Genomic DNA, 379 nt, shown 5'->3' with positions numbered 1-379 from the left:
CTGTTACAGTATTCCCACTAATTGTTACTCCTGCAGAAGGACTTGCCGTATATGTATAAGAAGCATTGTAATTTGTAATCGTAAAACTTCCTGTCGCTACCGTACAAGTAGGTTGTGTTACAGCAGCACTCAATGTAGGGGCTGGAGGTGTTACCGGTTGTGCATTGACCGTAACATTTGTCGAAGAAGAACAAGCTCCTGATGTCGCTGTAATCGTATAGGAACCCGCGGGTGCTGTTACTGAATTACCTGAAATAACAACTCCCGTTGAAGGACTTACTGTATAAGTATATGAAGCATTGTAATTCATAATTGTAAAACTTCCTGTAGCAACCGAACATGTTGGTTGTACCACTGCGCTAATAGTAGGAACCGGTGG

General features: G+C 42.5%; 1 protein-coding gene. It reads right to left on the bottom strand.

The features are described from left to right. Positions 1 to 379: hypothetical protein (locus K5R64_RS13075; protein ID WP_220764055.1), on the bottom strand; the 379-nt coding region annotated here is incomplete at both ends.

The sequence above is a fragment of the Flavobacterium sp. UMI-01 genome (assembly GCF_019656315.1).
In the GTDB taxonomy this organism is placed as follows: Bacteria; Bacteroidota; Bacteroidia; order Flavobacteriales; family Flavobacteriaceae; genus Flavobacterium.
This window is presented reverse-complemented; position numbering and strand designations above follow the sequence as displayed.